This is a genomic window from Pseudomonas sp. LBUM1666 (assembly GCF_059695775.1).
Window position 1 is genome coordinate 2,756,879 of sequence record NZ_CP166789.1, and the last position, 12,091, is coordinate 2,768,969.

Sequence of the window (12,091 nt, forward strand, 5' to 3'; positions counted from 1 at the left end):
AAATCAGGCATGCCACCTTTAAGGTCAGAAGGGCCAACCGCCATGCACACCATCGGACTCATCGTTTACCCCGGGTTTCAGGTGTTGGGCCTGGCCATGTGCGCCACGTTCGAGTTGGCCAACATGGCCACCGACGAACCGGCGTACAACATTGCCTTGCTGTCCGAGCACGGCGGTACGGTGCAGACCTCCGCCGGGTTTGGCGTGGAAACCACGGCGTTCGACCAGCGCTCGTTCGACACGCTGTTGGTGATGGGCGACAACCTGATCCGTCCGGTATCACCGGGCATGGTGGCGTTTTTGCGCAACTCCAGCCGAACCACCCGGCGTCTGGGCTCGATCTGCACCGGCGCTATTGCGCTGGCCGAGGCCGGTTTGCTCGATGGCCGACGGACGACCACTCACTGGTGCCATGCACCGGCACTGCAGAAGGCGTACCCGAAGGTGAAGGTCGAGGAAGACCGGATCTTCATCAACGACGGCAACATCTGGACGGCCGCGGGCATGAGCGCCTGCGTCGATCTGGCGCTGGCACTGGTGGAAAGCGACCTGGGCTCGGAGGTGGCGCGGCGGGTGGCCCGGCAATTGGTGGTGTACCACCGGCGCGCGGGAGGGCAGTCGCAGTTTTCGGTGATGCTCGAACTGGAGCCCAAGACCGATCGCATCCAGGCCGCGTTGGCCTATGCCAAGCAGAACCTGAAGTCCGCGCTGTCGGTCGAGGAACTGGCCAGCGCCGCCAACCTCAGCCCTCGGCAGTTCAGTCGCGTATTCCATGCCGAAACCGGGCAATCACCGGCCAAGGCCATCGAAAACCTGCGGGTGGAAGCGGCGCGTCTGATGATGGAAACCGGTCGGCACCCCATCGACGTGGTGGCGACCGATACCGGTTTTGGCGATCGGGAGCGGATGCGTCGGGCGTTTATCCGTGCATTTGGCCAGCCACCGCAGGTGATCCAGCGCGCTAATCGAGGCTAACGTTCGTGCCGTCCTAAAAGGTGGTGTATACGACATTTAAGTCCAAATATTATTGGCGTAATTTTGACCTCGTTGAAGTCCACTCCCTCACTGAGATCACCGCCATGACCCTCGTAAAAGCCGCCGCCGTACAAATCAGTCCCGTTCTTTACAGCCGTGAAGGCACCGTCGACAAAGTGGTGCAGAAGATTCTCGAACTCGGTGAGCAAGGCGTGCAGTTCGCCGTGTTCCCGGAAACCATCGTGCCTTACTACCCGTACTTCTCGTTCGTTCAGTCGCCTTTCGAAATGGGCGCCGAGCACCTCAAGCTTCTGGATCAGGCCGTGACTGTGCCGTCGTCTACTACCGAAGCCATCGGTGCCGCCGCCAAACAGGCCGGCATGGTGGTTTCAATCGGCGTCAATGAACGTGACGGCGGTACGCTGTACAACGCGCAGTTGTTGTTCGATGCCGACGGCACCCTGATTCAGCATCGGCGCAAGATTTCCCCGACCTATCACGAACGCATGATCTGGGGCATGGGTGACGGCTCAGGCCTGCGTGCCACCGACAGCGCGGTAGGGCGCATCGGCCAATTGGCGTGCTGGGAACATTACAACCCGCTGGCCCGTTACGCCTTGATGGCCGACGGCGAACAGATCCACGCGTCGATGTACCCGGGCTCGTTTGCCGGCCCGCTGTTCACATCGCAAATGGAAGTCAACATCCGCCAACATGCGCTGGAATCGGCGTGCTTCGTGGTCAACTCCACCGCCTGGCTGAACCCGGAGCAACAGGCACAAATCATGGCCGACACCGGTTGCCCCATCGGCCCGATTTCCGGTGGTTGCTTTACCGCGATCATCAGCCCGGACGGCGTAGTGTTGGGCTCGCTGACTGAAGGCGAAGGCGAGGTGATCGTCGATCTCGACATGGGCCTGATCGACAAGCGCAAACGCATGATGGATTCGCGCGGTCACTACAGCCGTCCAGAACTGTTGAGCCTGCTGATCGATCGCACACCGGCCGGGCATGTGCATGAACGAAATGCACATCCGAAGCTGGCGGTGACCGAGACCGTGGAAGAAATCAGTCGTTAAACGGCAGACACAAAAAAGGGGACTTTGGAAGTCCCCTTTTGCTCGTCTGACCTTACAGTTCCATACCCAAAAAGATCAACGTATTGCCATGGGCTTCAGCCGCCGCGCGCTGGTTGTAGCTGTCGCGATGCGAGCAGTTGAAACCATGTTCGGCCTCCGGGTACACGACAATTTCGACGTTATCGTTGTTCTCGAAACGTTCGGCGATTTTCTCCACGGCTTCCAGTGGGATGTGGCTGTCCTGTTCACCGAAGTGCATCAGCAGCGGCACTTCGATTTCATCGGCCCGGTCCAGTTGGTTCTGAATCCCGCCGCCGTAATAGGCGATTGCCACGTCCACCAGCCCATTGGCGGCGGTGTGGTACGAGAGCAAACCACCGAAGCAGTAACCAATCGAGGCGATCCCGCCGTCCAGACCCGGCTGGGCTTTCAACGCGTCGATGGCCAACTCGATGTCGGCCTGTGCCTTGCCGACATCGGTGGCGTTCATCAACTCGACGGCGCGTTTCCAGCCGGCCTCGTCGTAGCCCAGTTCTATGCGCTCGCCGCTGCGCCAGAACAGGTCCGGTGCGATTACCAGGTAACCGTCGGCAGCGTATTGTTCGGCGACCGAGCGGATGTGTTCATTCACGCCGAAGATTTCCTGAATCAGCACGATCCCCGGGCCTTTGCGGGTGTGCGGAATCGCCAGGTAAGCGCCGAATTTACCGTCGGCGCTGTCGATCTCGATCCATTGGGTGGTCACGCTCATGGTGGCTCCTGTCTTCGCATGTGAGTGGGGTGAAGCTTATTGGGGCTGTAGCCGTCGATGCCGGGTTCTTGACGTTATCGAGTCCCTGGCGTTTTAGCGGTTATCGCGACGCCAGAAGGCTCGAGCCAGTAGCGCATCGAGGCTGAGCTTGCCGGCACCCGAGAGCAACAGCGGCATAAAGGCCGCGAGGTAGATCAGCGGCAGTTTGAAATTGCCGTGACCCTTGTTGCTGATGGCGTAACCCTGGGCAAGCTCACTCAATGTAGACCAATCGGCCGGCCAGTGAACGGCGGCGGTCGCGACGACCGTGACCACGATCAAAATGATTGCCGAGATCCGCGTTCCCAGGCCGACCAGTATGGCCAGGGCACAGATCAGTTCGGCCCACATCGACAGTTCCCAGTTCAGCGTGGCCGGAACGTGGTTGAAGGGGAACGGGAAGCTGTCCTGAATATCGGCGAACCAGTTTTCGCCATTGAATTTTTCCAGTCCTGATTCGAAGAACTCCCAGGCGAGGAACACCCGCAGGGTCAGCGGCGCAATCCAGCTACCGGCACGGTCGAGGTTCAAGTGCAGGCCTTTCACGGCCGATGAGAGTGAGGTGGTCATGGGCTTGATCTCCGTTCAGTCAGGGAGGAGGGGCACCGCGGTGCCCCACACATTGGGTTACTCGCCAGCGCCGCACTTGCCTTCGCCACATTTACCTTCCGCCGGTTTTTCTGCCGTGTCGGCCTGGGCCTGGCTGTAGCCGTGCGCCAGTTGCTTCATGCTGAATGCTTCGGACTCGGAGGCCGAAGCCGCGTTGGACAAGGCCAGGCCGCCAGCGATGATCAGGCCGAGGGTCAGAGAAGAAGTCGAGAGCTTGAACATGGTGATACTCCGTAGCATTGAGTGAGTTGAGCGCGTTGATCGGCGTGGCCAATCGACAGGCACAGTTCATCAAGCAGGTGTATCTGCGATGTGTCTTTGGTGTGGGGTTTTAGGGGCGGGGTGTGTCGGGGGCGGGGCTGTACACACTCCGATACACAGCCAACACAAAACCAATGTGGGAGCGAGCTTGCTCGCGATAGCGGTGTGTCAGACACATCTATGTCGACTGTTGGTCCGCTATCGCGAGCAAGCTCGCTCCCACAGGGAACAGTGGTGTATTTGGGATTGGGTTCATGCAGTGCCACGGTTTTTACAAAACTGTGATCCGGCCTCGACCAACGGCGTCTAGCGTCTGTGTCCCCGCAATCCCATGGGGCGAGACTTCGGAACCCGGCATGCAAGCGCTGTTGAACGAGATCCTTGACGCAGTTCGTCCCCTGATCGGCCAGGGCAAGGTGGCTGACTACATTCCCGCCCTCGGTACGGTGCCGGCCGATCAACTGGGAATCGCGGTGTACGGCAATGACGGCGAACTGTATTGTGCCGGCGATGCCCATACGCTGTTCTCGGTGCAGAGCATTTCCAAGGTGTTCAGCCTGGTGCAGGCCATCGAGCACTCCGGCGAAGCCATTTGGAAGCGCCTGGGTCACGAGCCTTCCGGCCAACCGTTCAATTCGCTGGTGCAACTGGAATTCGAGCGCGGGCGCCCGCGCAATCCCTTCATCAATGCCGGTGCGCTGGTGATCTGCGACATCAACCAGTCACGCTTTGCCGCGCCGGCACTGTCGATGCGCGACTTTGTGCGTCGGCTGTCCGGCAACCCGCAAGTCATGGTGGACGGCAAGGTCGCCGAGTCCGAATACCAGCATCGCGCGCGCAACGCTGCGATGGCTTATCTGATGCAGTCTTTCGGCAATTTCCACAACGACGTCGAAGCGGTGTTGCGCAGTTACTTCAGCCATTGCGCGCTGCGCATGAGCTGTGAGGATCTGGCCCGAGCGTTCTGTTTTCTGGCCAATGACGGTTTCTGCAAGCACAGCGGCGAACAGATCCTCACCGCCCGGCAGACCCAGCAAGTCAACTCGATCATGGCCACCAGCGGCCTCTACGATGAAGCCGGCAACTTTGCCTATCGCGTCGGTTTGCCCGGCAAGAGCGGCGTGGGCGGGGGGATTGTTGCGGTGGTGCCGGGGCAATTCACGGTGTGCGTCTGGTCGCCGGAGTTGAACACCGCCGGCAACTCCCTCGCGGGCATGGCCGCGCTGGAGTTGCTGAGTCAGCGGATTGGCTGGTCGGTGTTCTAGGCACGATGACAGCAGTTGTTGGTTTTCGAACTCGACCATTCGCTTGATCATCGTCTCGACATCCGCGGAATTTGTCTGCGCAAAATTGAATCCCATGATCTGCCCCAGCCCCCACGATGTACTTTGCAAGGCTGCGTACCTGTTCAGGTCGACGGCCAGGTTCAGACGGTCATATTGGGCTGCCGGGTTTTCGATCACCGGTCAGGCGTGCGGTTAATGACGCTCCAGGGATTTTCCTATACATTTTCCGGCCGCCCACTGCATGGTGAAACCGCTTTCATGTCTCTTGCGCTCGAACGTCTAGTCGCTGGCACGCCTATCCCTTTCGCCGGGAATCGTGTCTCTGTGGTCAGCCCCGAATTGGCCGCGCGCTTTCAGCCCGGGGACCATTTGCTGGTGGAGCAGGTCAGCGGCGAATTGTTGCTGATTCCGGTGGCTGACCAGCAAGCGGCGGCCATTGCAATCGAGCGTGCCGAAGCGGCTTTCAGCGCAATGTCCGCGGTGTCCGATCAAGCCATCAGCGAGTTCTTTGATCGCTTCGCCGAACGCCTGGAAAGCCCTGACTGCTGGGCTTTGATCGAAGCCGCCAACCTGGCCGACATCGAGCGGGCCAAGGCCCGCGGACGCTCCACCACACGGCTTCTGGCTGATGAACGCATGCGTCGCGACATGATCGCCGGCCTTAGGGCCTGGCGCGATGCATCGGCCACGCGCGGCAAAGTGGTCAGTTGCATCGAGCATGACGGTTGGAAAGTCGAGCAAGTGGTCTCGCCGCTGGGCATCGTCGCTTTCGTCTTCGAAGGCCGACCGAACGTTTTCGCCGACGCCGCCGGTGTGTTGCGCACCGGTAACACGGCGGTGCTGCGCATTGGCAGCGATGCGTTGGGCACGGCGCAAGCCATCGTCACCCAAGCGCTGAATCCGGCACTGAGCGACGCCGGGTTGCCGACCGGCGCGGTATCGCTGGTGGAAAGCGTCAATCACGCCGCCGGTTGGGCGATGTTCGCCGACCGGCGCCTGTCGTTGGCGGTGGCCCGTGGTTCGGGTCGCGCCGTCAGTCAATTGGGCAGCATCGCCCAACAGGCCGGCACCGCCGTCAGCCTGCACGGCACCGGTGGTGCCTGGCTGATCGCCGACAAGGACGCCGATGCCAAACGCTTTGCCGCGGTAGTGCGCAACTCGCTGGATCGCAAAGTCTGCAACACGATGAACGTCTGCCTGATCCACCGTGACCGCGTCGCGGAACTGCTGCCGCTGTTCCTCGACGCGCTGCAACAGGCCGGCACCGCGCGCGGGCAGGGTTGCAAATTGCACATCGTCGAAGGCAGCGAGCAGTACTTGCCGACTGATTGGCAGACCGCCAGCGTTGAGGTGTACCGCGCCGAAGGCTATCAAACCGAAGCGTTGGCCGAACCGCTGCCCGAGGATCAGTTGGGCCGCGAGTGGGAATGGGAAGAAACCCCGGAAGTCAGCCTGAAGATCGTCGATGACCTGGACAGCGCCATCGCGTTGTTCAATCGCTATAGCCCGCAGTTCACCGTGTCGTTGATCAGTGAAGATGCCGCGGCTCAGGAACGCTTCTACAGCGCGGTCAACGCCCCCTTTGTCGGTAACGGGATTACTCGCTGGGTCGACGGACAGTACGCGCTAAACAAGCCGGAACTGGGTCTTTCGAACTGGGAGAGCGGTCGCCTGTTTGCTCGCAGCGCGATTCTCTCGGGAGATGGGGTGTTCACGATCCGCAGTCGCATGACCCAGACGGATCTGTCGGTCAAACGCTGATCCAGCGCCACGACCCCAGTCAACGGCCGCACTATACTTAATGTGCGTCTGTATGGGCGTGGCGAGCACTCCAAAACGAATCAGATGTCCATAACGCTCGCCTGAGAGTCAGAAGGCTGCACAGCCAATGGACGGGCAGTGCATCCGATGACGTGAGGGAGGGTTACACCATGAAACTTCATTCCTTTCAACAATACTCTCATGATCTGGAAAGGGGCGTTCACGACACGTGGATTACCGCGAGGGTGAAGTCAGCCCTGGCAATGGCCGAACCCAGCCTTGGCCTGCAAATCCATGTCAAAACCCACGGGGGCACGGTGGCATTGAGCGGTCGCGTCAACACCCATAAACAGTGCGAGCAGGCTGTTGCTCTGGCCCGTTCGGTTCAGGGAGTCGTCGAAGTCGATGCCAGAGACTTGCTGACTCACGTGTTCACGCCAGGCAGCATTCCAGAACCACCCAACGCTGAAGAGGCCCCTGAAACTCGGCCACAATCGTCAACACGGATCGACGATAAATAATCCGGTCGATCGTGTCAGTGCAGCGCTCCCGTGAGCCGGGAGCGCTGCGTCGATCGTCTATCTGCCAATGGATACACGCTTCAGGCTGCCGCTTCTATGGATCGGGCTTGAAGGGCGCAGGTGTCCGGATACTCGGCGAGCGCCACAAAACGGTGGCTGTCGGCATCCAGGGCGTCGACCGAACCGGTCTCGATGTCGTAAACCCAACCATGCAAATTCAGCAGGCCTTTCTCCTGAGCCAGGCGCACGCTCGGATGCGTCTGGATATTGGCCAGTTGCGCGATGACATTCTCCCGAACCATTGAGCTCACCTTCGCCGCTTCATTGGCGTGAGGGCGGGATTCGTTAATGACTTTCGCTGACTCGGCGTGTTGCAACCAGCCGCTGACGGCGGGCAGGTGGTCCATGCATTTGCACTTCGCGACGGCGGTCATGGCGCCGCAGTCCGAGTGCCCGCAGATCACAATATCGGTGACGCCGAGTACAGCGACCGCATATTCGACCGTGGCCGACACACCGCCGGGGTGAGGGCTGTAGGAGGGCACGATGTTGCCGGCGTTGCGGATCACAAACAGTTCACCGGGTTCTTGTTGGGTCAACAGTTCTGGCACGACACGGCTGTCGGAGCAGGTGATGAACAACGTGCCTGGATGCTGGGTGGTGGCCAGGTGTTTGAACAGGTCGGTCCGTTGCGGAAAGGCTTCTTTCTGGAACTTCAAAAAACCTTCGATGAGCGCTTTCATAGTGATGTCCTCATGCGTGAGACGAATGATTGTTTTGTAGCAGCTGTCGAGCCCGCGAGGCTGCGTCCGAGCCGGGGTCGCGCTCGACCGAAGTCCTCGCAGAACCGGCATCTGCTTAGAAAGGACGCAGTGGCAGGAACTTGCCGTCGAGGGTGATCACTGCGCGGGAGCCGCCTTCCGGGTCTTCGACTTTCTTCATGTCGAGCTTGAAGTTGATCGCACTGATGATGCCGTCGCCGAATTGCTCATGAACCAGGGCTTTCAAGGTGGTGCCATAAATCTGGATCATTTCGTAGAAGCGGTAGATGGTCGGGTCGGTCGGGACACCCGAGAGGCTGCCGCGCAACGGGATGATCTGCAGGCGGGCCACGGCGTCGGCGTCCAGGTCCAGTTTCTCGCCAATCACTTTGGCGGCGCTTTCTGGCAGCGGGTGCTGACCGAGCAGGGCGGCGGTGACGTAGGCCAGACCAAGGCCAGTGCCGTCGGTCAGGTCCTGCCAGGACAGGTTTTTGCGCGCTTTGGCATCGAGGATCGACGTGGTCAGGGCCAGGCTTGGATCGTTGTAGGCGTGGGACTGTTGCATGGTGTTTCTCCTGTCGGGAGTGATGTTGCTTGGGTGTGGAGCAATCTTCTGCTGATCGATCCATAGCGTCCAAGACCGATATACAATGCAGCGCATAAGCACAGCCTATAGATGGTGATTCCCCATGCTGCTACGACATTTGCGCTATTTGCTGGCGGTCGCCGACCACGGCGGATTCACCCGCGCCGCCGAGGCGCTTCACGTTTCGCAGCCGACCCTGTCCCAACAGATCCGGCAACTGGAAGAAACCCTGGGCGTCAGCCTGTTCGACCGAACCTCGCGCACGGTGAAACCCACCGATGCGGGCGAGGCCTACATCGAATGTGCTCGTCGGGTGCTGGTGGAACTGGAGGCAGGCAAACGTGCGCTGCATGACGTAAAGGACTTGTCCCGCGGCACCCTGCGACTGGCCATGACCCCAACGTACATGGCGTACCTGGTAGGGCCGCTGGTGCGCGATTACGTGGCGCGGTATCCGAACATCCATCTACAGATTTTCGAGCTGTCGATGGATGACATCGAGGCCGGTCTGGTGGATGACTCACTGGACATCGCCATCGCGTTCACCCAGGTCAGAAATGCCGACATCGAGTCGATCCCGGCGTTTACCGAGACGTTGGGCGTCATGGTGGGGCGCGATCACCCGTTATACGAAAGCCAGGTCGGGTTGTCCGCGCAAGAGGTCGCGCAACTGGAGTTTGCGCTGCTGGCCCCCGACTTCGTTACCCGCACCCGCATTGATGAGTACTTTGCTCAGGAGCAGATCACGCCGAAGGTGGTGATCGAGGTCAACTCGGTGAGCACCTTGCTGGAAGTCATTCGGCACACCGCCATCGCCACCATCCTTCCGGAGCCCATTGCCACCGAGGACCGGGCGTTGCGCAAAATCCCGTTGTTGGGGGAGTCGCCCAAACGAGGGGCCGCGCTGCTTCGACGCAAAAACAACTATCACAGTGCAGCGTCGGTGGCTTTTATGGAGCTGGTGTTGGGTGCGGCTGCAGGTGAGTCGACGACGTCAGTCTTCTATTAATTGGCACACACCATTGGGCGCCTTGCCCGTGGAGGACACCGTGACCGAGTCGTCATCGGAGAGGAGGATCGAGATCACGACGCCCGAACCCCTGGCTTCGAAGCGGCGATCGTCAATGGCTTTGGTCTCGGCTTCCTTGCTGTTGATCAATACCGGCCCGTCCTGATCCGCGTGGACGATGATTTTGCCGGGGCAGTCCGCATCGAACAACGGCACGCCAGTGATGCTGTTTGCATGGGCAGCACTGGCCATTACGAGCAACAGCAAGCCTGTCAGTTGTATGTTCATCACAAAACTCCAATGATCCGGTGCACACGATTAACCATAGCGTTGTTTGGTGCGCACGAGACAAACAAAAAGGCCCCGCTCGATATGACGAGCGGGGCCTTTTTATGGATGGGGTGTGGAGGTATCAGTAGAACCGGTCAATCACCCGAACTTCGTTCTGGTTCTGCATCGAGGCCCATGCCTGTTTCAGGGTTTGCAGAACATTACCGATGAAGTCCTTGTCAGCCGCGGCTTTCTTGCCGACATAGCCTTGGCCGCGACGGTACATCTTCAGTCGGGCGAGCAGGTTCTGGTTGTTCTTGTCGAACTCCGCTTCATCAGCGTGCGTCGACAGGCAGTCGATATGCACCTGGCCCGACTTGCTGATCCACAGAATATGGCTGTCATGGCTGTCTTTTTGTGCAGCGAAGATACGAGCCAGTTCATCGATAGTGGGTTGATTGTTCAGATTCATAGTAAGCCCCTTGACCATTTGGTGATCTTTCAAAGTTGATTCGCTAATACAGGTAGCCCATCGGTTAGTTGATCCCTGGCACCGAAACCAGGACGTCAGCGGTCAGCCGCCAAATTGACGGGGTCCCGCGTCTGCTGCATGTAGTCGTGTTGAATAACTGCTACGCAATAGCGTCACAACGAGGAGAAGCGGCGAAAACCTTCTGGCCACTGCCAACATTTTCAGGGTCGGCCACAAGCTTCATGAGGATTGATCGCCAGCGCTTCTCGTCCTTGTACTGGACGTTCAGGCCAGGTCAGCTTCTTCAATCTGCCTTGTGGGCAGCGTGTATCCGGGAAAAACAGCTCGGCGGTCAGACGAGCTTGCTCAAACGTGTTGCTGTTCTCCCGATCGGGGAGACGTCTGCATCATGCAAGGGCAAATCGGAGGCGTCAACGGTTTTGTAGTGATTATTTTTGCTCACTACATATTGTCGGACAAAGTCGTTTGGAATTAAAAAGCGGAATAGGAAAGCGCCAGTCAGGACGATGGCAGCGATGTCTGGAATCGGTAAACGGTGCAGGGATAACCGTCTACCGGCAGCTGATGCAGGGTAAACTCGCCATGGGTGAGATCAGACAAGACCCGGGTCCAGAACCGCTGCGCAGGCTGATTCGCGTCGAGGTGGAAAATTTGCCATTGACCGGGGAACCGGCTCAAGAGGGTGGAAACGACAAACTTCGCGACGCCTTGGCCACGAAAGCGTCGACTGACAAAGAAGTAGCCGATGTTGTACTCGGCGCCGGGAGTATGGGTTTCATCATCCACGGTCACAAAACCGGCTAACTCGCCATCGACCTTGATCAGAAACGGCCGGGTTGCGGGATTGCGCCAGTAACCCGGTTTGGGCTGAGCGTTGAAGAAACCATGCTCGCCGAGCTTCAGCGGCAGCCACTCGCTGAAGTCATACATATAGAACTGCATCAGGTTTTCAATCGTTTCCAGTTCGTCGCGCTGGGCGGCGTGCAGTTCGATCGAGGGCATGCTGGTTGGCTCCTGATGCGCGGGCCATCCCTGGCCCACGTGCGATCACTCAGTGGGGGGCGAAATCGTATTTCCCACCTGTTTTCAGTGCGGCTTGATAGGCCGGGCGAACCTGAAAGCGATCAATCCAGGCCGCTATATGAGGATAGTTGCCGAGCTTGCCTTGGGCTCTGGCGATCTCGCCGATAAAACTCATCTGGATGTCGGCGGCGCTGAATTCATTGCCCAGCAGGTAATCGGACTGACTCAGAGCCGTGTCGAGGTAGCTCAGGTAGTTGGCCACCTCCGAATTGATCCGCGGATGCAACGGCGTGCCGGCTTCACCGAGGCGTCCCACGTACAGGTTCAACATCAGCGGTAACATCGCCGAGCCTTCGGCGAAATGCAGCCACTGCACGTATTCGTCATACGCGGGGGTGGACGGATCGGGTTGCAGGCGACCCTCGCCATGGCGGCGAATCAGGTAGTCGATGATCGCGGAGGACTCGATCAGCTTCTGCGCGCCGTCTTCGATGACCGGTGATTTACCCAGGGCATTGATCGCTTTCAATTCGGGCGGTGCCAGGTTGGTCTTCGGGTCGCGCTGATAGCATTTCAGCTCGTAAGGGATGGCCAATTCTTCCAGCAACCAGAGAATCCGCTGGGAACGGGAGTTGTTCAGGTGATGCACGATAATCATGGTCGATGC

The 12,091-nt window shown here is 59.3% G+C and carries 15 protein-coding genes and 1 pseudogene; 6 read left to right on the forward strand and 10 right to left on the reverse strand.

Features of this window, described 5'->3' with window-relative positions; all coding sequences use genetic code 11:
* Positions 1-42 precede the first annotated feature (42 nt).
* Together ACA056_RS12595 and ACA056_RS12600 are read left to right on the forward strand one after the other, a co-directional pair.
* A complete protein-coding gene (locus tag ACA056_RS12595; protein WP_497273146.1) occupies positions 43-975 on the forward strand; it encodes a GlxA family transcriptional regulator in 933 nt (310 codons plus the stop codon).
* 104 nt (positions 976-1,079) lie between these two features.
* Positions 1,080-2,054, forward strand: a complete 975-nt coding sequence (locus ACA056_RS12600) for a nitrilase-related carbon-nitrogen hydrolase (RefSeq protein WP_497273148.1) — start codon at positions 1,080-1,082, stop codon at positions 2,052-2,054.
* 52 nt (positions 2,055-2,106) lie between these two features.
* Here ACA056_RS12600 and ACA056_RS12605 read toward each other — a convergent pair whose 3' ends face one another.
* From ACA056_RS12605 to ACA056_RS12615, 3 genes are all read right to left on the reverse strand, one after another.
* Positions 2,107-2,805: a dienelactone hydrolase family protein gene (locus ACA056_RS12605; protein WP_497273150.1), complete on the reverse strand. Its 699-nt coding sequence runs from the start codon at positions 2,803-2,805 to the stop codon at positions 2,107-2,109.
* Positions 2,806-2,898: 93 nt separating this feature from the next.
* Entirely contained in the window at positions 2,899-3,414 is a 516-nt protein-coding gene (locus ACA056_RS12610; RefSeq protein WP_497273152.1) for an HvfX family Cu-binding RiPP maturation protein, read from the reverse strand.
* A 57-nt stretch (positions 3,415-3,471) separates the two neighbouring features.
* Positions 3,472-3,675, reverse strand: coding sequence for an HvfA family oxazolone/thioamide-modified RiPP metallophore (locus ACA056_RS12615; RefSeq protein ID WP_077750139.1), 204 nt, complete (start codon positions 3,673-3,675; stop codon positions 3,472-3,474).
* A gap of 395 nt (positions 3,676-4,070) precedes the next feature.
* Between ACA056_RS12615 and glsB the strand changes: the two genes are divergently transcribed.
* Positions 4,071-4,979: a glutaminase B gene (glsB, locus tag ACA056_RS12620; RefSeq protein ID WP_497273155.1), complete on the forward strand. Its 909-nt coding sequence runs from the start codon at positions 4,071-4,073 to the stop codon at positions 4,977-4,979.
* A gap of 18 nt (positions 4,980-4,997) precedes the next feature.
* On the opposite strand, the pseudogene ACA056_RS12625 reads toward glsB, so the two are convergent.
* Positions 4,998-5,177: pseudogene (locus tag ACA056_RS12625) on the reverse strand (N-acetylmuramidase domain-containing protein); the annotation flags it as partial.
* Between the two features lie 81 nt (positions 5,178-5,258).
* Between ACA056_RS12625 and ACA056_RS12630 the strand changes: the two are divergent.
* Positions 5,259-6,761 carry an aldehyde dehydrogenase family protein gene (locus tag ACA056_RS12630; RefSeq protein WP_497273157.1) on the forward strand — a complete coding sequence of 501 codons (1,503 nt, stop codon included), beginning with the start codon at positions 5,259-5,261 and terminating at the stop codon, positions 6,759-6,761.
* A gap of 170 nt (positions 6,762-6,931) precedes the next feature.
* The gene (locus tag ACA056_RS12635) at positions 6,932-7,282 is read left to right on the forward strand and encodes a BON domain-containing protein (RefSeq protein WP_497273159.1); all 351 of its coding nucleotides are present in this window, start codon (positions 6,932-6,934) and stop codon (positions 7,280-7,282) included.
* An 80-nt stretch (positions 7,283-7,362) separates the two neighbouring features.
* On the opposite strand, the gene ACA056_RS12640 is transcribed toward ACA056_RS12635, so the two are convergent.
* Together ACA056_RS12640 and cynS are read right to left on the reverse strand one after the other, a co-directional pair.
* Positions 7,363-8,025 carry a carbonic anhydrase gene (locus ACA056_RS12640; protein WP_497273161.1) on the reverse strand — a complete coding sequence of 221 codons (663 nt, stop codon included), beginning with the start codon at positions 8,023-8,025 and terminating at the stop codon, positions 7,363-7,365.
* A gap of 115 nt (positions 8,026-8,140) precedes the next feature.
* Complete coding sequence (cynS, locus tag ACA056_RS12645) at positions 8,141-8,608, reverse strand: cyanase (protein WP_201112519.1); 468 nt, start codon at positions 8,606-8,608, stop codon at positions 8,141-8,143.
* Positions 8,609-8,732: 124 nt separating this feature from the next.
* On the opposite strand from cynS, the gene cynR reads away from it, so the two are divergent.
* Positions 8,733-9,638 (forward strand): transcriptional regulator CynR, encoded by a 906-nt coding sequence (cynR, locus tag ACA056_RS12650; RefSeq protein ID WP_497273164.1) that lies wholly within the window; start codon positions 8,733-8,735, stop codon positions 9,636-9,638.
* Here cynR and ACA056_RS12655 read toward each other — a convergent pair.
* From ACA056_RS12655 to ACA056_RS12670, 4 genes are all read right to left on the reverse strand, one after another.
* Positions 9,624-9,926, reverse strand: coding sequence for a hypothetical protein (locus tag ACA056_RS12655; RefSeq protein ID WP_497273166.1), 303 nt, complete (start codon positions 9,924-9,926; stop codon positions 9,624-9,626). The genes cynR and ACA056_RS12655 overlap by 15 nt on opposite strands.
* A gap of 124 nt (positions 9,927-10,050) precedes the next feature.
* Positions 10,051-10,380 carry a hypothetical protein gene (locus ACA056_RS12660; protein ID WP_033054455.1) on the reverse strand — a complete coding sequence of 110 codons (330 nt, stop codon included), beginning with the start codon at positions 10,378-10,380 and terminating at the stop codon, positions 10,051-10,053.
* 519 nt (positions 10,381-10,899) lie between these two features.
* Complete coding sequence (locus ACA056_RS12665) at positions 10,900-11,403, reverse strand: GNAT family N-acetyltransferase (RefSeq protein WP_497273168.1); 504 nt, start codon at positions 11,401-11,403, stop codon at positions 10,900-10,902.
* A 49-nt stretch (positions 11,404-11,452) separates the two neighbouring features.
* Complete coding sequence (locus tag ACA056_RS12670) at positions 11,453-12,082, reverse strand: glutathione S-transferase family protein (RefSeq protein WP_497273170.1); 630 nt, start codon at positions 12,080-12,082, stop codon at positions 11,453-11,455.
* Positions 12,083-12,091: the final 9 nt, after the last annotated feature.

Excerpts from the sequence above, each read along its gene's own strand:
- ACA056_RS12600 (WP_497273148.1), top strand. The coding sequence starts at position 1,080 with ATGACCCTCGTAAAAGCCGCCGCCGTACAAATCAGTCCCGTTCTTTAC.
- ACA056_RS12665 (WP_497273168.1), bottom strand. The coding sequence starts at position 11,403 with ATGCCCTCGATCGAACTGCACGCCGCCCAGCGCGACGAACTGGAAACG.
- ACA056_RS12595 (WP_497273146.1), top strand. The coding sequence starts at position 43 with ATGCACACCATCGGACTCATCGTTTACCCCGGGTTTCAGGTGTTGGGC.
- cynR (WP_497273164.1), top strand. The coding sequence starts at position 8,733 with ATGCTGCTACGACATTTGCGCTATTTGCTGGCGGTCGCCGACCACGGC.
- ACA056_RS12640 (WP_497273161.1), bottom strand. The coding sequence starts at position 8,025 with ATGAAAGCGCTCATCGAAGGTTTTTTGAAGTTCCAGAAAGAAGCCTTT.
- ACA056_RS12660 (WP_033054455.1), bottom strand. The coding sequence starts at position 10,380 with ATGAATCTGAACAATCAACCCACTATCGATGAACTGGCTCGTATCTTC.
- ACA056_RS12670 (WP_497273170.1), bottom strand. The coding sequence starts at position 12,082 with ATGATTATCGTGCATCACCTGAACAACTCCCGTTCCCAGCGGATTCTC.
- ACA056_RS12605 (WP_497273150.1), bottom strand. The coding sequence starts at position 2,805 with ATGAGCGTGACCACCCAATGGATCGAGATCGACAGCGCCGACGGTAAA.
- cynS (WP_201112519.1), bottom strand. The coding sequence starts at position 8,608 with ATGCAACAGTCCCACGCCTACAACGATCCAAGCCTGGCCCTGACCACG.
- ACA056_RS12655 (WP_497273166.1), bottom strand. The coding sequence starts at position 9,926 with ATGAACATACAACTGACAGGCTTGCTGTTGCTCGTAATGGCCAGTGCT.
- ACA056_RS12615 (WP_077750139.1), bottom strand. The coding sequence starts at position 3,675 with ATGTTCAAGCTCTCGACTTCTTCTCTGACCCTCGGCCTGATCATCGCT.
- ACA056_RS12630 (WP_497273157.1), top strand. The coding sequence starts at position 5,259 with ATGTCTCTTGCGCTCGAACGTCTAGTCGCTGGCACGCCTATCCCTTTC.
- ACA056_RS12610 (WP_497273152.1), bottom strand. The coding sequence starts at position 3,414 with ATGACCACCTCACTCTCATCGGCCGTGAAAGGCCTGCACTTGAACCTC.
- ACA056_RS12635 (WP_497273159.1), top strand. The coding sequence starts at position 6,932 with ATGAAACTTCATTCCTTTCAACAATACTCTCATGATCTGGAAAGGGGC.
- glsB (WP_497273155.1), top strand. The coding sequence starts at position 4,071 with ATGCAAGCGCTGTTGAACGAGATCCTTGACGCAGTTCGTCCCCTGATC.